This is a genomic window from Methylobacterium sp. A52T, assembly GCF_053346095.1.
Genome location: NZ_JBKFBI010000009.1, coordinates 1 through 19,293 on the forward strand (window position 1 = coordinate 1; position 19,293 = coordinate 19,293).

Below are 19,293 nucleotides of genomic sequence, written 5' to 3' on the forward strand. Positions count from 1 at the left end.
CGCGGCCGCGGCGACGGATCCGGCCGCGCTCGACGTGGTCGCGGCCTGGCGCGCCCGCGCGGCCGAGGCGCCGGAGGCGCCCGCCCTGCGGCAGGGCCGGCGTTCCCACAGCCGGGCCGAGCTGGATGCCGCCTCGGACCGCCTCGCCGCGCGGCTGGCCGCGGATGGGGCGGGGCCGGAGACGCGGGTCGCCCTCCATCTCGGCCGCGGCCCCGAATGGGTGCTCGGCCTCCTGGCGATCCTCAAGACCGGCGCCGCCTACGTGCCGATCGATCCCGGCCTGCCGGCCGCCCGCCGGGCCGACCTCGTGGCCGAGAGCGGGGCCTGCCTCGTCCTGGGCGAACCGGTTCCGGGCGACCGGCCCGACCGGCCGGTGCTCGCGGCGCGCTTCGACCCGGCCGCGGACGCGGCGGCCCCGCCCTTCGCGGCCGCGCCGCCGCATCCCGACGCGGCGGCCTACATCCTCTACACCTCGGGTTCCACGGGCCGGCCCAAGGGGGTCGTCGTGACCCGCGGCGGCCTCGCGCAGTACGTGGCCGGGATGCTCGCGCGCGTCGGCCTGCCCGCCGGCGGCCGCGTCGCGATGGCCTCGACCGTGGCGGCCGACCTGGGCAACACCGTGCTGTTCGGCGCGCTGGCCGGCGGCTCGGAACTCGACCTCCCCCCCCCCCCCCCCCCCCCCCCCCCCGCCCCCCCGCCCGGGGGGGGGGGGGGGGGCGCGGCCGGGGGCCGGAGGGTCGACGCCCTGAAGATCGCGCCGAGCCACCTCGGCGCCCTGCTCCAGGCGGCCGACCCCGCCGCCGCGCTGCCCGAACGGCTGCTCATCCTCGGCGGCGAGGCGCTGCGCTGGCCCCTCGTCGACCGGATCGCCGCGCTGAAGCCCGGCTGCCGGGTGGTCAACCATTACGGGCCGACCGAGGCGACGGTCGGCGCGCTGTGCCAGGAGGTCCGCGCGGGGGCGGAGCACCGGGGCGGTGATCTCGGCCCGGAGGACGGCGCCGGACGCTGGGCCGGCGGCGTGCCCATCGGGACGCCGCTCCCGGGCGTCCGCGCGCGCGTGCTCGACGGATTCCTCGCACCGGTGCCGCCGGGCGCGACGGGGGAGCTCTACCTCGGCGGGCCGCAGGTCGCGCGGGGCTATCTCGACCGGCCCGGCCTCACCGCCGAGCGGTTCGTCCCGGACCCGCACGCCGGCCCCGGGGCGCGCCTCTATCGGACCGGCGACCGTGTCCGGCTTCTCCGCGACGGCAGCCTCGCCTTCGTGGGCCGGGCCGACGACCAGGTGAAGATCCGGGGCCACCGTGTCGAGCCCGGCGAGGCGGCCGCGGCCCTGCGCGACCTTCCGGGAATCCGCGACGCTGCTGTCATCGCGCTCGCCGAACCGGAGGCTGACGGGACGGAGGGCCCGCGCCTCGCCGGCTACGTCGTGGCCGACCCGGACCTCGACCTCGCCGCGCTCGGTGCCCGACTCGCCGAGCGCCTGCCGCCGGCCCTCGTGCCGACGAGCCTGACCCGGCTCGACGCGCTGCCCCTGACACCCAACGGGAAGCTCGACCGGCGCGCCCTGGCGTCGCTGGAGGCGGCGCGCGGAACGGACGGGAAGGATCCGCCCCGGGACGGGACGGAGCGGGCGCTCGCCGCCCTCTGGGCCGACCTCCTCGGCCTGGATCCGTCCGCGATCGGCCGCCACGACGCCTTCGCCGACCTCGGCGGCGACTCGATCCTGAGCCTGAAGATGCTCGCGCGCATCCGCCGGCAGGGCGTCGCGGGGGGCAAGACCCTCACCCTCGCCCAGATCCTCGGCGCGAAGAGCCTCGCCGACCTCGCCGAACGCGTCGCGCCGGCGGCTCCGCGCGGGCCGGAGATCGTCCATCTCCGCCGCGAGGGCGGACGGATTCCGCTCTTCTGCGTCCCCGGCCTGATCGCCAACGCGACCGAGTTCGCCGCGCTGGCCGCGCGGCTCGGCCCGGAGCGGCCGGTGCACGGCTTCGTCAGCCACGTCTACACGGAGGCGCGCTGGCAGGGGTACGACGTGCCCGCGCTGAGCGGCGCCTACGCGGAGTGCATCGCCGCGCACGCGCCGGGCGGCCGGTGCGCGCTGGTCGGCTGGTCGTCCGGCGGCGACCTCGCCTACGAGACCGCGCGCCGTCTCGACGGGCGCGTGCGCGTCGACTTCCTGGGCCTCGTGGACGTGTTCGAGTCGGTGCCCTTCGCGGCGCCGCGGGCGCTGGACGCGGACGCGCGGGCGCTGGCCGCGCGGCGCCGCGCGGACTGGCTGGACGGCTCGCGGATGGCCGAGCAGTGGCGCGGGCTGATCGCCCGCATGGACGCGGACGAGCGGGAGGCGCTCGACGCCTACCTCGTCGACAACCCGGAACTGCCCGCGGACGGGCCCGACCTGACGGCGCGCGAGTTCGAGCTGTGGGCCCTCCTGGACAAGCGCGTACGGGCCAAGCGCCACGCCTTCGCGCCGCTGGCGCGGCCCGTGCACGTCTTCCAGGCCGCGGATTCGCTGACGCGACCGGAGCGCCTGCGCGACTGGAGCGCGCTGGCGCCGGTCGCGGACCTGAGGATCATTCCCGGCGCGCGGCACCTGGACATCCTCCGGAGCACCGCGTTCCAGGACGCGTTCGCCGAGGCCCTCGACGCGGCCGAAACCTGATCCGGGCGCGGGCCCTTCCGCGAGGGCCCGCGTCGATCCCGACAGGACGGCGCCTCCGACGCAGCATTCGGCGCGGGCGTCTTCTCCCGCGCGCGGAACGAGGGGCCGCGGCGGCCGCGGGGACCCGGAGCGCGCGGCGCTCCCGGTCCGCGGCGGGCGCAGGGGCGCGTCGGATCAGGGACCGCGCGCCGGTCCGGCCCGGGCCGACGCTGGCGGGGTCACGGTGGCAAGGTCACGGTGGCAGGGTCACGGTGGCGGGGTCACGGCGGCCGTCCGACGCGGATGCCCGGGCGCGGTCCCGCCGCGTCCGGACCCGCCGCCCAGCGTGGGGGCGGCCGCCGGCGAGACGCTCACCACCGGTATGTGAGCGTCCCGAACACGTTGCGCGGCTCGCTGTACCGGCAGCCATTCACCGTGACGCAGGTGACGTAGGAATGGTCGAGGACGTTGCGGGCGTTGATCTGGGCGCGCCACCCCTTAAGGCTCGGGTCGGCGACGCCGAAATCGTAGAGCGCCACGAGGTCGAACAGGGTCGCCGCGCGCGAGTCGAAGGTCGCGCCCGAGATGTTCGAGCTGCCGACGTAGCGCACGCCGCCGCCGAGCCGCAGGCCCGGGATCCCGAACATGCCCATGTCGTAGGTGCCGAACACGCCGGCCTGGTTGTAGGGGACGAGGTCGAGGCGCTGGTTGAAGTTCGCCGCGACCGTGGTCCGCGTCTGCCGGGCATCGGTGTACGAGTAGGAGGCGACCGCCTCCAGCGGGCCGAAATTCGTCCGCGCCTCGGCCTCGAAGCCCTGCGAGCGGACCTGCCCGGCCTGCGTGCTGAAGACCGGGTTGACCGGGTCCGCCACCAGCGCGTTCGTCTGGTTGATCCGGTAGAACGCGGCGCTGAGCAGGGTATCGGCGCCCGGGACCTCCCAGCGCAGACCGCCCTCGTACTGCTCGCCGAGCGACGGCTGGAAGGGATTGCCGTTCCGGTCGGTGACCGCGAAGGTCTGGAAGGACTGGCTGTAGGAGACGTAGGGCGCCAGCCCATAATCGCCGAGATAGAGCAGGCCGAGCCGCCCGCTGAAGGCGCTGTCGTTCTGATCGAGCTGCGTGCCGGTGCGGTAGGTGAGGACCTGCGTGCGCGCGAAGTCCTGCCGGCCGCCGGCCAGGAAGACGAAGCGGTCGAACCTGACCTGATCCTGGACGTAGATACCGACTTGGTCGAGCAGGCTCTTCGAGCCGGTGTTGATCGCGTAATTGATCCGCGGGTAGGTCAGGCCGTAGACCGGGGCGTAGACGTTCAGATTGCCGACGGTGCCGTTGGTGTAGCGCTCCGAGTTCAGGAAGCTGCGGTAGTAGTCGATGCCGGTCAGCAGCGTGTGCGCGGTCGGGCCGATGACGAACTTCGTCTCGAGCGAGGTGTCCGACGCCACGCCCGTCGCGTTCTCGTTGCGCATGCTGATGCCGCGCGTCGCGACCTGCCGGTTCGCCAGCAGCCCGTTCGGGAGCAGGTAGTCCCAGTCGACCCCCGACTGGTAGTAGCGCAGGGCGTGGCGCAGCCGGACCGAGTCCGAGAAGGCGTGGTCGATCTGGTAGCCGATCGCGCCCGAGCGGGAATCGTACCGGTCGAAGGCGGGCTCGCCGTAGAACCGGTCGATGGCGAAGCGGGGGAACCGGCCGTTGGGCAGCAGCGTGCCGACCGCCGAGAGCGGCGGCTGGAAGCGCGTGTGGATCTCCTGATAGTAGCCGAGCAGCGTGACGGAGGTCGCCGTCGACGGCCGCCACGTGATCGCGGGCGCGATGTAGCGCTTGTCGTCGGGCGTGTACGCGAGATAGCTGTCGCTGTTGCGGATCAGCCCGGTCAGCCGGTACGACCACGCGCCGTCGTCGGTGAGCGGTCCGGTGAAATCGCCCGACACTTCCTTGCGATTGTACTGGCCGAAGCTGACGTTCATCTCGTTGAACGGCGTCTGGAGCGGATGCTTGCTGACGGCGTTGACGATGCCGCCGGGCGAGAGCTGGCCGTACAGGATCGATGCCGCGCCCTTGAGAACCTCCAGGCGCTCCAGCCCGTAGGGCTCCTGCGTCCCGTCATAGACGCCCGATTGCAGCTTCAGGCCGTCGCGCAGCAGCCCCGAGTTGCCCGCCTCGACGGTGAAGCCGCGGATCGTGAAACCGTCGGAGACCTTGGCGAAGCCGCCCACGGCCTGGCTGCTCAGGCCGGGCGTGTAGGCCAGGGCCTCGGCCAGCGTCGAGGCCCCCTCGTCGCGAATCTGACGGGCCCCCACGACGTTGATCGTCTGCGGCGTCTCGATGATCGGCGTGTCCGTCTTCGTGCCGGACGCGCTCGCCTTGGCGACGTAACCGTTGACCGGCCCGGTCGCCGTGTTGGGCGACAATCCTCCCTGTCCGACAACCTGGATCTCGTCGAGGGTGACAGCAGACTGCCCGCCGCTCACCGGCTGCGCGGCCAATTCGTCGGCGGGCAACGAGATACCGACGGCCGCCGACAGCAGGAGCGGCCCCCAATACGGGAGGCGCTTCTGTGGTCGATCGGACGGAGCGGGAGCGAAATCGACGCACATGCAGGCAACTCTTAGGCGCTGCAGCCGCCGCGATCGGATTCGGCTGCGAGACCTCCATCTGCGCGGCCGCTGCACAGGAACGCAATAGGTCAAGCCCGCCGGTGAGCCTATAACGGCAGTTCAGTTGCAGATCAGAGACAAAATCAACATGTAATAATTCTAATTTGCGAGATTTCCCCGGCCCGCCCCGTCGGGACGAGTCGCGCGAGATCGGCGGAAGAGAGCTGCGCACAACCGCTCTACTGCGATGTGCTAGTCCTCGCAGGACAAGCCGCCAGGGATGGCGGGATCGACGCGATCGGTGACGCGGGCGCGGGCGCCCGCTCTCAGACGGCCCAGTCCGCAGCCAGCGCGGCGGCCGCGTACCGGGCGCGCGCCGCGGCGTCGCGCGGGAGCCCGGCGCGCTCGCACCACGCCGCGAAGATCTCCGGCTCGACCGGCACGCGCACGACCTCGACGCCGCTGCGCTGCACCTCCCGTTCCATCTGCTCCGTGGCGACGCGCCAGGTCTCGTAGTCGGGAGGCAGCTTGGCGCCGTCCGCGAGGCTGGTGCGCAGGGCTGGGTACTGCTCCGGGGTGTACCAGGGCAGTCCGACGCGGCGGGGGCGGTCCATCTGGGCTCTTCGAACGGTCACGCTGAACGACCGTCAACGGTCATGGACGGCCTCTGGTTCGAACCCGGATCGCGATCATGCCCCGGCGGCCTCGACCCTCACCGTCACGGGCTTCCCCGTGCGGCTCGGCCGGCGACGAGGTCCGGGATGTCCAGATCGAGGAGCGCGGCGCCGAGGCCCTTGCCGTGCGCGTCGAGGGCCAGGGAGCGGGTGACGCCGCCGCCGAGCGCCCCCGTGAGCACGAAGTTCAGCGCCCCGAGCTTCGGCAGCGCGTAGCGGGTCACGTCGCCGGCCACGATCCCGCGGAAATGCGCCCGCACCCGCTCGGCCGTGACGTGCGTCGCGAGGTGCTCGTAATCGGCCGCGTCGTAGGCGATCAGCGCGATGTTCGACGTGTTGCCCTTGTCGCCCGTGCGGACATGGGCGAGCGCGCGCAGCTTCATCCTCGGGTCTCCCGGCTCTCAGGCTTCGACGACGTGCACGCGCGGCCGGGCGAGGGCGGCCGGGACGAGGACCGACTGCACCGCTACCACCTCGCGGGCCGATTTCCAGGCGCCGCCGCCGCCGGCCGGGCCGTTGGTGTAGAGCGTCTCGACCTCGTTGCCGATCCGCACGGCCTCGGCGTGGGTCTCGGTCCGCCCGGCGACCCGCAGGCGGACCTCGTAGGGCTCCCGCCCGCCCGACAGCGCCGCGCCGTGGAGCGCGTCGACGCCGATCAGGTCGCAGCGCAGCTCGGTCGTCGCCACGCCGGTGAGGGCGAGGCGCTCGCGCACCACCGACAGGGCGAGCCGGCCGCGGGCCAGCGCGCCGGGCCCGGCGTAGGAGATCTGCCCCTCGCCGATATAGGAATCCACGTACCCGACCGAGACCTTCAGGAGGCCCGTCGCCGGCGCGCCGGTCGCGCCGCGCACCCGGACGCGGTCGGGGCCGACCTGCTCCATCTCGACCTCGGAGAAGTCGCCGACCACGTCCGGCTGGATGTAGCGCGCCGGGTCGTGCACCTCGTAGAGCAGCTGCTCCTTGCAGGTGGCGAGGCTGATCCGGCCGCCCGAGCCCGCGACCTTCGTGATCTCGACCGTGCCGTCCTCGGCCACGATCCCGATGGGGAAGCCGAGGCGCGCGAGGTCGGGAACGTCCTTGCAGCCCGGATCGGCGAAGTAGCCGCCGGTGATCTGGCCGGCGCATTCGAGGAGGTGGCCCGCGAGGGTGCCGCGGCCCAGGCGCTCCCAGTCGTCCATCGCCCAGCCGAAGGCGTGCACCAGGGGGGCCAGGAACAGGGCCGGATCGCCGACGCGGCCGGTGATGACCACGTCGGCGCCGTCCGCGAGGGCGGCCACGATCGGCGCCGCGCCGAGATAGGCGTTCGCCGAGACGACGCGGTTACCGAGGCCGGCGACCGGCTCGCCGCTCTCCTCCAGGACGAAGTCCCCGGCCCGCACCGCGTCGAGCAGGTCGTCGCCGGTCACCGCGGCGATCCGCAGGCCGGCGAGGCCCAGCTCCCGCGCGAGCGCCCCGGCCTTCCGGGCGGCGGCGACCGGGTTGGCCGCGCCCATATTGGTGACGATGCGGATGCCGCGGGCCCGGCACGGCCCGAGCACGGCTCGCAGGCGCGCCTCCAGCAGCGGATCGTAGCCGCCCTCGGGGTCGCGCAGCCTCGCCTGCTGCGCCAGCGCGATGGTGCGCTCGGCGAGGCACTCGAACACGAGGTAGTCGAGGTCGCCGCGCTCGGCGAGTTCGACGGCGGGCTCGATGCGGTCCCCGGCATAGCCGGCGCCGGCGCCGAGGCGGACGGTTCTCATGGCGCGCTCTCCGCTGTCAGAGGGGTTCAGAGGGGGAAGACGCCGAGGACGACGCAGGCGAGGGTCATCACCACCGAGGCCGCCAGCAGGAACGGGAAGGTGAATCTCTGGTGGTCGGCGAGGTCGATCCCGGTCAGGCCGCAGACCAGGAAGGTCGCGGGCGTCAGCGGGCTGACGGGGAAGCCCGTCGTCATCTGGCCGAGCAGCGCCCCCTGGGCGACCTGCACCGGCGGGACGCCGAGCTGGTGGGCCACCTCCGCCACCACCGGCAGGACGCCGAAGTAGAACGAGTCCGGGTCGAAGAGCATCGACAGGGGCATCGACACGAGGCCGAGCCCGAACGGGATGTGGCGCCCCATCTCGGGGGGCACGAAGGTGACGGCCGTCTGGGCCATGGCCCTGAGCATGCCGGTGCCCTGCATGATCCCGGTGAACACGCCGGCGGCGAGGAGGATCGAGGCCATCAGGATCGCGGCCCTGGCGTGCGCGTCGACGCGCTGCCGCTGGGCGTCGACCTGCGGGTAGTTGATGACCAGCGCGAGCGCCGTGCCGAGCATGAACATCAGCGCCGGCGGCACCTTCTCGGCCAGGAACACCATCGTCCCGAGGACCGCGGCCGTGAGGACGATGTTGATCCAGAAGCGGTCGGGCCGGCGCAGGGCCCGCTCCGCGTCGCTGAGGGTCCGGGCGGTCGTGGCCGGGCCGGGCGCGGCCCCCGCGGACCCCGCCGCCCCGGGGACGAGGGCCAGGCGGCGCTCCTCCCGCAGGCCGAGCCAGTACGAGGCGGCGAAGATGAACACGAGCCCGACCGCCTGTACCGGCACGAGGGGCGAGAAGATCTCGGGGATCGGCAGCTTGAGGGCGGCGGAGGCGCGGATCATCGGCCCGGTCCAGGGCAGGAAATTCACGCCCGCCGCCATCGAGGCGGCGCAGGCCAGGACGCGCCGGTCGATGCCGACGCGGTCGTAGAGCGGCAGCATCGCCGGGATGGTGATCAGGAAGGTCACCGCGCCCGACCCGTCGAGGTGGATCAGCAGCGCCAGCAGGGTGGTGCCGGGCACGATCCGGGTGGGGCGGGTGCCGACCCGGGCGAGGATCCGGTCGATGATCGGGTCGAGCATCCCGGCATCGCTGACGATGCCGAAGAACAGGATCGCGAACACGAACATGCCGACGACGCCCGCGAGGCTCTGCAGGCCCGCGAGGACGAACTTGCCGGTGTCGAACCCGAACCCGCCGATCAGGGCGGCCGCGACCGGGATGACGATCAGCGCCACGAGGGGCGACATCCGCTTGGTCAGGATGACGGCGAGCAGCAGCGCGATCGTGCACAGGCCGAGCAGGGCCAGCATCCGTTCCTCCCGTTGGCGTCGGCGCGGTTCGGATCCGCGCCTGTATCGGGTCAGGAAACGGCGGGAAGCTTCATGACACAATTGAAAAGATCGGATCGCAGCGATAGCCTGAGATTATGGATCTCAATCTGCGGCAGGTGCGGGCCTTCGTGTCCGTCGTCCAGGTCGGCAGCTTCACCCGCGCGGCCGCCCTGCTGAACCTGTCGCAGCCCGCCCTGACGGTTCAGATCCAGCGCCTGGAGGAGATGCTCGACGCGCGGCTCCTCGACCGGACCAGCCGCACCGTCGCGCCGACGCGGCTCGGCCGCGAGTTGCTGCCCGTGTTCGAGCGGGTGCTGCGCGACCTCGACGCCGTGGTGGTCGACACCCGCGACCTCGCGGCGCGGCGCCAAGGGGTCGTGCGCGTCGCGACGCTGCCGTCCTTCGCGGCGAGCGTGCTGTCCGACGCGATCGTCCGCTTCCGCGCCGAGCACCCCGCCGTGACGTTTCGGATCAAGGACGTCATCGCGCAGCGGGTGCTCGACCTCGTGCGCGAGGAGGAGGCGGATCTCGGCATCGTCGGCGGCGACGTCCGCGATCCGGAGATCGGCGTCCTGCACCGGACGCGCGACGCCCTGCACGTGATCTATCCCGCCGATCACCCGATCGGCGCGCTGCCCCGGGTCACGATCGCGGCGCTCGCCGAGCACCCGCTGATCCTGATGGACCCGGCCACGAGCGTGCGGGCGGTGGTCGACCGCGCCTTCGTCGGCTCGGGCCGCCTGCCCCGCGTGGCCTGCGAGGCCACCTACATGATGACCGCTGTCAGCATGGTCCGGGCCGGCCTCGGCCTGACGATCCTCCCGGGCGCGGCGCGGGAGATCCGGGCCGAGCCCCTGCTCCGTTCGCGGCCGATCGACGACCCGCTGTTCGAGCGTCCGGTCTGCCTGATCAAGAAGGCCGGGCGGACGATGCCGCCTGCGGCCGAGGCGTTCTGCCGGTTGGTGGCGGACCGGCTCGCGGATCCGGGCGGGACGGCCGCCGGCGCCGCGCCGGGCCCCTGACCGGTCGGCCTGATCGTCCGGCCAGGTCCTCAGGCCCGGTGCCGCACGACGCCGTCCATCATGGTCAGGGCGACCTTGGTCCGGTGGATCTCGTGCGGATCGATCGTCAGGATGTTGCGGTCGAGGACGATCAGGTCGGCGCGCTTGCCCACCTCCACCGACCCGATCCTGTCATCCATGCGGAGCTGGTAGGCGGCGCCCATCGTGTTGGCGTGGATCGCCTCCGCGACCGTCAGACGTTCGTCGGCGGGGCTCAGCACGGGCGCGTCCGGCCGGCCGACCAGCTGCCGCGTCACGCCGACCTGGATCGACGTGAGGGGCGCGTAGGTCGAGACGTAGCCGGCCGCCGGCCAGTCCGTGCCGAAGGAGACCCGCCCGCCCTGCTTCAGGATCGTCCTGGTCCGGTACATCCGGCTGGCGCGGTGCGCGCCGTAGCGCGCCATCATGTTCTGCAGCGTGTCGGGGTCGGCCGACGACCAGTTGGCCGAGAACTGCGCGGTCACGCCGAGCTGGGCGAAGCGGGGCGCGTCGCTGTCCTCGACATAGACCAGGTGGGCGATGGCGTGCCGCCGGTCGCGGGCCGGGTTGTTCGCGACCGCCTTCTCGATCGCGTCGAGGGCGACGCGGGCGGTCCGCTCGCCGCAGGCGTGGACGTGGACGTCGAAGCCCGCCGCGTCGACCGCGCCGACGAGGTCGTGCCACTGCGCCTCGGTGAAGGGCGACCCTCCGGTCGAGTCGGGCAGGTCGGCGTAGGGCTCGATCAGCCACGCCGTGTAGCCGCCCTGCGAGCCGTCGCCGACGATCTTCACGATGTCGACGTGCACGAGCTCGCCGGAGACCTGCCGACGCACGGCGTTGAACTGCTCGACCGTGTCGTCGATCGGCAGCGACTTCACCGAGTAGGAGGCGGAGACGCGGAACGGCAGCGTGCCGCGCTTCTCGGCCTCCACGTAGAGCGCGATGATGGCGGCCTGATCGCTGCCGACGGGCGGGACGCCCGCGTCGAAGACCGTGGTGATGCCGGCGGCCGCGGCTTTGGGCAGCCAGCCCTCCAGCAGGCTGCCCATGGCGGCGACGCTGATGGGTTCCACGGCGTTGACCAGCCCGAGGACCGCGTTGACCTCGAGCACGTAGCCGGTGGGGTCGCCCTTCTGGTCGCGCGCGTAGTAGCTGAAGCGCGGGATCGGGTCGGGCGTGTCCCGGTCGACGCCGGCCATCGCCAGCGCCTTGGAATTGGCCCACAGGCTGTGCCCGTCGATGGCGAAGAAGAAGGCCGGCCGGTCCGGCAGGATGGCGTCGAGTTCGGCCCGGTTGGGGCCCTCCGGGGGAAACATGTCGACGCGCCACCCGAAGCCGCGGATCGGCCCGGTCGGATGCGCCTTCGCGTAGGCCTCGATGGCCGCGAGGACCTGGGCGAGGTTCTCGCGCTGCAGGTCGACCCCGGACGTCAGGAACGCGCCGAGGAAGGGGTGGGTGTGGCCCTCGACGAAGCCGGGCATCAGCAGCCGGCCCTGGAGATCCACCACCTGCGTGGCCGGGCCGGCCAGCGCCATCGCGCCGGCCGCGTCACCGACATGGACGATGGTGTTGCCGCGCACCGCGACCGCCTCGGCCCAGGGGGCCGGCCCCGCCACCGTGTAGACGGGGCCGTTGTGGAACACGACGTCGGCGGGCCCCGCGACGGCCGCGCGGCCGCTCCCCGGTTCGGCGCGGGCGCCCGTCGGGACGAGGTCCAGCGCGAGCGCCGTCGCGGTGATGGCCGCGCCCGACCGCAGCACCGCGCGCCGATTGACGGCGCGCCCGCCCCCGAAGGCCTGGAAATGCGGCGCCCAGTCACACGCGACGCACATGCGAGGCTCCCTGCTCCCGGATCCGCTCTCGACGGGACCCGATCCCGTTCTTGTAAATGCTTAGCTAATATTTATTAGCGATCGACTAAGATCTGACCGGATAGATTTCGCCCGATGATCGCGCGATCGAATCGGACCGACCGGGCCGGCAGCCGACCCGGCCCGCCAACCGATCGCTCCGAGCGCAGTCGGGACTCTATCGGCCAGTCGGATTACGGTGGATAGTGGAGCCATCCGGCTCACGACTGGACGAAGGCGGTTTCGGGAGGCGACGGATACTGCCAAGCTGTTTCACGCGCGCTCGACGACGGGAGGTACGATGACCCGAACCCTCTTCCGCTCCGCGGGCCTGGCCCTGCTGAGCCTGGCCGTCCCGGCCACCCTCGCGGCCCAGGGCCTGGCGCCCGACCAGACCGGCACGGGCGGCGGCCCGGCCACGACGATCACGGCGCCGAACACCAACAGCCTCGGCGTGACCAAACCCCCCGGCACGTCCCTCGGCCCGGGCGAAGTGCCGCCGCGCGCCGTGCAGGAGCACGAGCGCGCCCGGCTCAACAAGATCGAGCGCAGCATCTGCGACGGCTGCAACTGAGCGCGGGCGGGGCGGCCCGATCCCCGAGCCGACCGGCGCGCCGACTCGCGGGGTCCCACGCGGGCGGCGGTCCCGGTCGTTGTGCACCGGTCCGGAAGACAGACCCGGAAGACAGACGCTCCGGTCGGGGCAGCCGCGCCACGCCCCCTCTGCCGTGCGGGAGAGGGGCCCGCACCGCGGACGGCACGGGCTCGACAGTCGCCCCGTCGCGCCTCGATCGGGCGCAACTCTAGGCGGCCCGGACCTCGTCCAGGAAGCCGCGGACGGCCCGGCTGAGCCCGTCGGACCGGACCGCGAGGGTGCGCGCGGCGTCGAGAACCTGCGTCGCGGCCGATCCGGTCTCGCCGGCCCCCTCGCGCACCGATCCGATATGGCCCGTGACCTGCCGGGTCCCGTGCGCGGCCGCCTGGACGTTCCGCGCGATCTCGCGCGTGGCCGCGCCCTGCTCCTCGATCGCCGAGGCGATGTGGGTGGCGATGCCCGACATGTCGTCGATCGTGCGGCTCACGCCCTGGACCGCCTCCACCGCGCCCCGCGTGGCGGACTGGATCGCGCCGATCCGGGCGGAGATCTCCTGGGTCGCCCGGGCCGTCTGCTCGGCCAGCGTCTTGACCTCGGCGGCCACCACCGCGAAGCCGCGACCGGCCTCGCCGGCGCGGGCCGCCTCGATGGTGGCGTTCAGGGCGAGCAGGTTGGTCTGGCTCGCCACGCCCGAGATCAGGCCGGCCGCCGCGCCGATCCGGTCGGCGCTGTCGGACAGCTCCCGGATGATGGTGTCGGTCTCCTGCGCGCGGGCGATGGCCGAGGCGGCGATCTCCACCGAATGGGTCACCTGCCCGCTGATCTCCTGCACGGAGGCCGCCATCTCCTCGGTCGCGCTCGCGACCTGCTGGACGTTACCGGAGGTCTGCTCGGCGGCGACCGAGACGCTCGCCGCGAGGGTGTTGGTCTGCGCGGCGATCTCGGTCATCGAGGCGGCGGTCGCCTCCATCTCGGCGGCGGCGGCGGTCAGCTCGTCCGTGAGCGCCCCGGCCTCCCGCTCGAAACCGCGGGTGATGCGGTCGAGCAGCTCGGCGCGGCGCATCTTGGCGGCGTCGGCCTCGGCCTGGAGGGCGGCCAGCCGCCGCGCCTCGATCCCCGATTCCTTGAAGACCTGCACGGCGTCGGCGATCTGGCCGATCTCGTTCCGCTCGCCCTGGTGCGGGATCGCGACCGCGAGGTCCCCGGCCGCCAGCCGCCGCATCGGTTCCAGCACCGCGCGGACACTGGCGGCGATGCTCCGCACGATCAGCGCGCCGAGCGCGGTCGCGAGCAAGAGGGCGACGGCGCCGATCGCCAGCATGAGCCGCTTCGCGCCGGAGGCGGCGGCCGCCCCCTGGGCGATCGCCGTCTCGCCGCTGGCGTTGTTGAGCGCCACGATCTCCTCGAGCGCCTGGGAGGCCGCCTTGATGTGGGGGCGGACGCCGCTGAGGCTCTCGCGCAGCGCCAGATCCTTGCGGCCCGTCCGCGAGTACTCCAGCACGGCGGGGATCGCCGCGAGGTAGCTCTTCCATTCCCGGTCGAACACGTCGAAGAGCGCGCGCTCCTTCGGACCGTCGATCAGCGGCGCGTAGTTGCGCATCGCGGCGGCCACCGCCTCCGTCTTCTTCGACAGGGCCGCCTCCTCGGCCCGCATCTGGGCGGCCTCGGGATAGAGGATGTGGTTCACGACGCTGACGCGCACGTCGATCACGTTGCCGCGCAGCTCGCCGGCGTACCGCACGCTGGGCAGGGTGCCGTTGCCGAGGCGGACCTGGTCCTCGGCGAGATCGCCGACGGCGTGCAGGCCCACGCCGCCGACGAGGAGCAGACAGACGATGAGCAGCCCGAGTGTTCCGACCAGCCGGTGCTGGATCGAGAGTTTCGCGAACCAAGCTTTCATTGTCCGAGCGCAGCTCCAGAGCGACACCGCCAAGATGGAAGCGCGACGATAAGATTCCGTTACGGGATCTGTTGCTGATGCTCTCACAAACAGATCGCCCAAATCAATTTTCAGTTGAACTCTTCACGCCAATCATTTTGTCTGTCCACGCATCGTCACTGCTGAACGAGATCTGACGCAGAGCGTGCAGCTGTCCTCCGCGGATGGGAGCGGCTCGCTGCGGCGCCGCGCGGGCCCGCGCACGGTCGGGATCCGCGCTTCGTCGCCGCGCCGGGCGGCACGACCGGGAACGGGTCGCCCTCGGCGCGTCGGGCGCGCGGCGTCACAGGGGATAGCGCATGGCCACATTGCAGCGGGCATAGCGCCGGCCGAACCGGTCCATGATCTCCGGGTCGTGCCGGAACCCGACCTTCTCGTACAGGTGCACCGCGGCCGCGCACTTGGTGTTGGTCAGCAGGTAGAGCGTCTCGATCTCCATGGCCGCGGCGCGGGCCAGCACCGCCCGCAGCAGGTGCTCGCCGGCCTTGCGGCCCCGGGCCCGCGCGGACACGGCCATCTTGGTCAGCTCGTAGCAGCCCGCCTCCGTCCGCATCAGCGCGCAGGTGCCGACGATCCCGAGATCCGCCGACTCAACGAACAGGATGAGCCCGCCGCGGCCCAGGATCTCGCCGCGGGGATCGGACAGGATCCGGCGGTCGTTCTCCTCCAGCGCGAACATCGCCTCGATCCACTCGGCGTTGATGTCGCGGAAGCGGTCCGCCAGCGCGTCGGTGTAGTCCCGGACCGTCAGGCCCGTCGCGGCGTCGCCGGCCGCGCCGTCCTGGCGGATGCGGGCCGCGAACGGGACGGCGTCGAGCCTGCGCTCCAGCGCGGCGACCTGGTCCAGCAGGGGGCCCGACAGGCCGGCACACAGGCTCGCGACGGCCCTGTCGACGCGGGGCCAGAGCGCGTCCTTGGCGCGCGCCATCAGGGCCTCGCCCGCACCGCTGAGCGACAGCGCCTTCTGGCGAAGGTCCGCGTCCGACCGCGCCTCTTCGAGCAAGCCGAGCGCGACGAGGCTCGCCGCCGTGCGCGTGGCCGCCGGCTGGCTGACGCCGAGGGCGGCGGCGGCGTCGCCGATGGTGAGCGGCCCGTAGCGGTCGATGGCAGCGAGGAGTGGGAACTGGGCCGGCTGGATGCCGAGCCCCTCGTCCCGCAGGATCCGGGCGGCGTCGGCCTGGAAGCGGTCGGCGAGGCGCTTGAGGCGGCTGCCCAGGAACAGCGGTCCGAGTTCGTCGAGGATGTCTGCCGGCATGTCGGTTCTCCCTGCACGATTTATATAACGCGTTATATTTCGCGCAAGCCCTGATGGCTCGAAGGTCGGCGCGTCGCGGCACTGCCGCGATGGGACGATGGCAGGAGTACAGCCAGTCACTCCGCGGAAGCGATCGCGTCAGATCGTAGATTGTGTCCCGCCGGCACTGGCCGACCGCACAACGTGAGGTAAAGTCACCCAACCCTCGCTCATCGGTCCCGCCGTGAACGTCGTACCCCGCTCCCTCTTCACGACGGATTCCCTGCCGGAGCGCGACCGCTTCGCCGCGTGGCGCGCGCTGTTCGCAGCCCACGACCTCGATGCCGATCCGCACGGCTTCACGGGCCGGATCGAGACGACGCTGATCGGCCCGATGGCCCTGCGCGTCATGAGCGCCGCACCGCAGGGGCCCGCCCGGTCCCGCGCCCGGATCCGGCGCGACGGGCAGGACGGGTTCGTCCTGCACCTCAGCCGGCACGCCTACAGCGTCGAGACCGAACGGGGCGTGGCGGAGGTTCCGGCGGGCGCGGTCAGCCTCAACGACCTGTCGCAGCCCTATCGCCGCAGCCGGGTGCCGGAGACGGACTCGCTGATCCTGGCCGTCCCGCGCGCCTCCATCGCCACCGTGCTGCCGGACGAGGACGCGATGCACGGGCTGATCCTGACCGGCGGTGCCGGCCGCCTGCTCGCCGATCACATCCGGAGCCTGGCCGCGCATAGCGGCGCGATCACCGCGACCGACGCCGCCCCGATCGCGCAGGCCACGCTCCACATGGTCGCGGCCTGCGCGCGCCCGAGCCTGGAGGGCGCGGCCCGCGCGGCCGCGCCGCTCGAGGCCGCCCGGCTCAGGGCCGCGAAGCGGCTCATCCGCGGCCAGCTCGACACGCCGCCCCGGATCGACGCGATCGCGCGGGCGCTCGGCATATCGCGCTCCCAGCTCTACCGCCTGTTCGAGCCGGAAGGCGGGGTGGCGCGCTACCGCGCGCGGCAGCGCCTCGCGGCGGTGCGGGCCGCCCTCGACAATCCGCTGGAGCCGCGGTCGATCGGCGCGATCGGGGAGGCCTACGGCTTCGGGAGCGGCGCCCAGCTCAGTCGCGCGTTCCGGGAAACCTACGGCCTGACCCCGCGCGACTACCGGGTCTCGCGCAGCGGCGGCTGACGCGACCGGGACGAAGTCCGTCACGGCGTGGGTCCGCCGCGAGGGGGTCGGGACCCGCGTGTCGTCGTGGCGCCGGCGGTCAGAACCGCCCGGCGATCGTCAGGCGCACGGCCGTGGGCTCCACCGGGTGGAAGACGCGGTCGATCAGCCCCTCGGCGGGCTCGCCCGGAAGGCGCGAGACGTAGGCGTAGGTGATCTGGTCGGACTTGCTGTTCGTCAGGTTGAGCACATCCAGCGAGACGCTCACCCCGGTGTCGAACAGGTAGCCGATGCGGCCGTTGAGCAGGGCGGTCGCCCGGGAGCGGATCGCGTTGTCCTCGATGAGCGGGCGCGGCCCGAAATAGCGGACCCGCAGGCTCCCGAACCAGCCGAGGGGCTCGCCGAAGGTCACGCCCGCCGACGCGATGGTCGTGGGGGCCTCCGGCACCCGGTTGCCCGCCGGGTCGTAGCTGGAGAACCGGGTGTTGGTGATCGTCAGATCCCCGTCCAGGGACAGCCACGGCGTCACCGCGTAGCGGTTCGTCCACTCGACGCCGAACCGGCGGGTCGGGCGGCTCGGCTCCGTGGTGCCGGTATCACCCTGGAAGATGTTCTCCGAGGCGAAATCGAGCCGGAACAGGGCGAGGCTCGTCTCCAGCCCGGCGATCGACCGGTTGCGCAGGCCCAGCTCGTAGCCCGTGGAGGGCACCAGGAAGGGCGACCGGGTGATGTTGAACAGGGGGCTCGCGGGATCGACCGTGGCGGTGACGCCGCGCGCGTCGTTCGAGTGGAAGCCGCCGCCGTAATTCACGTAGATCTCGGTGTCGGACCACGGTCCGAGCACGAGGCCGAGCTTCGGGTTGACGATGCCGTCGGTGGCCCGTCCCGAGTTCGCCGGCGTGTCCGAGCGGACGTCGGCGTAGTAGCCGTCCGCCCGCACGCCGACGCTCGTGCGAAGCCACTCGGTCCAGCGCACCCGCGTGTCGAGGTAGAGGGCGCCGCTCGATTCCAACACGCGGTCGTCGAGCACGGTCGAGCGGTACTGGCGGAAGGCGGCGTTGAACAGGCCGACGCGGATCGAGTCCGTCCGCGTCTGGGCGCCGACCTCGACCTCCAGCGGCCGGCCGAACAGGTCGCCCTGGAAGATGTGCAGCACCTCGCCGCCGCCGAGGACGCGCTGGTCGAGCTGGTGGAACTGGTCGCCGCCGACGGGATCGTTGAGGAAGTAGGTGAAGTCGTTGAACAGGTTCATCTGGTAGCGGATCACGTAGGCCGAGGCCCGGGTGATGCCGGTGTCGTCCGTCGCGCTGAACCGCCCCGACAGCGAGAAGCGGGCGGTGTCGCCGCCATCCGTGGGGTTGAGGGTGCCGTAGCGGCCGATCAGCCCCGCGCCGACGGCCCGCTCCGGGATCTGGTTGGTGGCCGTCCAGCGGGACGCGTAGGCCATGCCGGTGACCGCGAACCCGTCCAGCGCCGTGCCCTGGCTGTAGCGGGCGACGCCGTTGAGCTTGCGCAGCGCGTCCGGGACGGCCCACGGCCCGTCGTAGACCTGCGCCTCGCCGGCCACCAGCAGGGTGCCCTCGCCCAGCGGGGCCGAGGCGATCGACAGGGCCCGCTTGTAGCCGAAGCTGCCGATCGAGGTCAGCGCGAGGTTCTCCCGCACGGTGTCGAGATAGTCGATGCGCACCGAGCCCGCGGAGGCGAAGTCGCCGTCGCGCACGAAGTACGGCCCCTTGTGGTACTCCACCGCGCCGACGAGTTCGGGGATGAGGAAGTTGAGGTCGGCATAGCCCTGGCCGTGGGCGTGGGTGCGCATGTTGACCGGCATGCCGTCGACGCTGATGGCGATGTCGGTCCCGTGGTCGAGGTTGAAGCCGCGCAGGAAGTACTGGTTGGCCTTCCCCTCTCCGCTGTGCTGGGTGACGATCAGGCCCGGCACCGCCTCCAGCACCTCGCCGGGCCGCGTGACCGGGCGGGCGTTGAGGACCGCGCCGCCGATGAGGCCGGCGCTGGCCGCGTCGACGCTCAGCAGGGCGCCGCCGATCCCGGTGACGCCGCCGACATAGCCGGCGCTGGCGCCGGGCCCGTCCGTCGCGGGGATGACCGGTGGCGTGGCGGGGACCACCGAGATCTCGGACAGGGTGACAGCCGACGGTGTCGGGGCGCCCTCACCCGGCGCCGCCCAGCCGCGCCCGGCGGTCGCGACGACGAGGCCGCCCGCGGCGAGCAACTGGGTCACGGCGCGGAGGCCGGGGGCGGCCGGCCGGTGGCGGCAGACAGGACGGGAAGTCGGGCGGGAAGTCGGGCGGGACACCGGCAGACCGGGCGAGGCGTGGCGATCCCCGGACTCTCGCACGCCGTCCGTATGATAAACATACGAAAAAATCATACGGGCGGATTAGGCCGGCCGTGTTGCGCGTGGGGCGCAGTCGGCGGGGCGCCGGATCGCGGGCGG

13 protein-coding genes are annotated in these 19,293 nt (G+C 72.8%); 4 read left to right on the forward strand and 9 right to left on the reverse strand.

Annotation, left to right across the window (positions count from 1 at the left end; translation table 11 throughout):
• A partial coding sequence (locus ACLBYE_RS04020; protein WP_447693134.1) for an amino acid adenylation domain-containing protein occupies nt 1-2,662 on the forward strand: 2,662 nt, incomplete at its 5' end.
• 350 nt (nt 2,663-3,012) lie between these two features.
• Here the strand turns inward: ACLBYE_RS04020 and ACLBYE_RS04025 are convergent.
• From ACLBYE_RS04025 to ACLBYE_RS04045, 5 genes are all read right to left on the reverse strand, one after another.
• A complete protein-coding gene (locus tag ACLBYE_RS04025) occupies nt 3,013-5,049 on the reverse strand; it encodes a TonB-dependent siderophore receptor (protein ID WP_447693135.1) in 2,037 nt (678 codons plus the stop codon).
• A 512-nt stretch (nt 5,050-5,561) separates the two neighbouring features.
• Entirely contained in the window at nt 5,562-5,849 is a 288-nt protein-coding gene (locus ACLBYE_RS04030; RefSeq protein ID WP_020094334.1) for a hypothetical protein, read from the reverse strand.
• 104 nt (nt 5,850-5,953) lie between these two features.
• Entirely contained in the window at nt 5,954-6,292 is a 339-nt protein-coding gene (locus tag ACLBYE_RS04035) for an AtuA-related protein (protein WP_447693136.1), read from the reverse strand.
• An 18-nt stretch (nt 6,293-6,310) separates the two neighbouring features.
• Complete coding sequence (locus tag ACLBYE_RS04040) at nt 6,311-7,648, reverse strand: acyclic terpene utilization AtuA family protein (protein WP_447693137.1); 1,338 nt, start codon at nt 7,646-7,648, stop codon at nt 6,311-6,313.
• 26 nt (nt 7,649-7,674) lie between these two features.
• Nucleotides 7,675-9,000, reverse strand: a complete 1,326-nt coding sequence (locus ACLBYE_RS04045; protein ID WP_447693138.1) for a CitMHS family transporter — start codon at nt 8,998-9,000, stop codon at nt 7,675-7,677.
• A gap of 116 nt (nt 9,001-9,116) precedes the next feature.
• Between ACLBYE_RS04045 and ACLBYE_RS04050 the strand changes: the two genes are divergently transcribed.
• Nucleotides 9,117-10,043 carry a LysR family transcriptional regulator gene (locus ACLBYE_RS04050; RefSeq protein ID WP_447693139.1) on the forward strand — a complete coding sequence of 309 codons (927 nt, stop codon included), beginning with the start codon at nt 9,117-9,119 and terminating at the stop codon, nt 10,041-10,043.
• Between the two features lie 29 nt (nt 10,044-10,072).
• On the opposite strand, the gene ACLBYE_RS04055 is transcribed toward ACLBYE_RS04050, so the two are convergent.
• Nucleotides 10,073-11,893 carry an amidohydrolase gene (locus tag ACLBYE_RS04055; RefSeq protein WP_447693140.1) on the reverse strand — a complete coding sequence of 607 codons (1,821 nt, stop codon included), beginning with the start codon at nt 11,891-11,893 and terminating at the stop codon, nt 10,073-10,075.
• A gap of 319 nt (nt 11,894-12,212) precedes the next feature.
• Between ACLBYE_RS04055 and ACLBYE_RS04060 the strand changes: the two genes are divergently transcribed.
• On the forward strand, nt 12,213-12,485 hold the full coding sequence (locus ACLBYE_RS04060) for a hypothetical protein (RefSeq protein ID WP_020094328.1): 273 nt from the start codon (nt 12,213-12,215) through the stop codon (nt 12,483-12,485).
• Nucleotides 12,486-12,714: 229 nt separating this feature from the next.
• Here the strand turns inward: ACLBYE_RS04060 and ACLBYE_RS04065 are convergent, their stop codons facing one another.
• The gene (locus ACLBYE_RS04065) at nt 12,715-14,406 is read right to left on the reverse strand and encodes a methyl-accepting chemotaxis protein (protein WP_447693141.1); all 1,692 of its coding nucleotides are present in this window, start codon (nt 14,404-14,406) and stop codon (nt 12,715-12,717) included.
• Between the two features lie 322 nt (nt 14,407-14,728).
• On the reverse strand, nt 14,729-15,700 hold the full coding sequence (locus tag ACLBYE_RS04070; protein WP_447693142.1) for a bifunctional helix-turn-helix transcriptional regulator/GNAT family N-acetyltransferase: 972 nt from the start codon (nt 15,698-15,700) through the stop codon (nt 14,729-14,731).
• 223 nt (nt 15,701-15,923) lie between these two features.
• Here ACLBYE_RS04070 and ACLBYE_RS04075 point away from each other — a divergent pair, with 223 nt between their 5' ends.
• On the forward strand, nt 15,924-16,859 hold the full coding sequence (locus tag ACLBYE_RS04075; protein WP_447693143.1) for a helix-turn-helix domain-containing protein: 936 nt from the start codon (nt 15,924-15,926) through the stop codon (nt 16,857-16,859).
• A gap of 79 nt (nt 16,860-16,938) precedes the next feature.
• Here ACLBYE_RS04075 and ACLBYE_RS04080 read toward each other — a convergent pair whose 3' ends face one another.
• Nucleotides 16,939-19,077 carry a TonB-dependent receptor gene (locus tag ACLBYE_RS04080; protein WP_447693144.1) on the reverse strand — a complete coding sequence of 713 codons (2,139 nt, stop codon included), beginning with the start codon at nt 19,075-19,077 and terminating at the stop codon, nt 16,939-16,941.
• Nucleotides 19,078-19,293: the final 216 nt, after the last annotated feature.